This window comes from Facilibium subflavum, assembly GCF_003574485.1.
GTDB classification, from domain to species: domain Bacteria; phylum Pseudomonadota; class Gammaproteobacteria; order Francisellales; family Francisellaceae; genus Facilibium; species Facilibium subflavum.
Window position 1 is genome coordinate 1 of record NZ_QLIT01000330.1, and the last position, 689, is coordinate 689.

The 689-nt window shown below is 34.5% G+C and carries 1 protein-coding gene; it reads left to right on the plus strand.

Annotated elements, in window-relative coordinates:
* Window positions 1-157: 157 nt before the first annotated feature.
* On the plus strand, window positions 158-689 hold a 532-nt coding region (locus tag DNK84_RS13750), incomplete at its 3' end, for a hypothetical protein (protein ID WP_162902517.1).

A 689-nucleotide genomic window follows, 5' to 3' on the forward strand; every position in this document is an offset into this window, starting at 1 on the left:
CTTAGTGTCCTGTAGTGTGGCTTCCAATATACAAAATTTCAGTAACATACGTCATGTTGACTATGAGACGTTTATTTCTCCTTTGGCACAACAGTGTAATATCCCTTGGCAGTGCATAAATAGAGAATTATTTGAAAGTTTATTGTGCAGCACAGAAATGAATGATAAAACTGTTGATTTTCTTGTTAAGAATATAAATAGAAATGGCTTGGTAAGAGAGCATGTTAATATCGGCGCAGATAACTACTATAGTACGCATGGTGGTATTAAAGTAATCGAAATTAGAGAACTGTTAGATAAAGTTTTCTTATATCCCAAGCTTGAGAACGATGCTTTTAATGATGACACTTCTCAAGGACAAGGTATTTCTCATGGCATTAATTATGATTTTATAGATGGTTATAACTATATTGTAATGGCTAAAAGTAAATTGGAACAATTGGTACGCGCTGGATTTTCAACAAGTAGGATAAGAAGGGAGTTTTTAACTTGGTTTGAAGAAAGTAACCAAAAACTTACTCACAATGATTTGAAGGTAGTATTGCAGCATTTTGATAACTGGGCTAATAGAGAAAATATAGCAAAAGAAGATCCGAAGTGGCGGCTCCCGACTTTGACACTTTTGAATGTGAAAGCCTTATTTTATAAGGATTCCTTCAAAACCCAGGGCACTACATTGAGTTATCCAC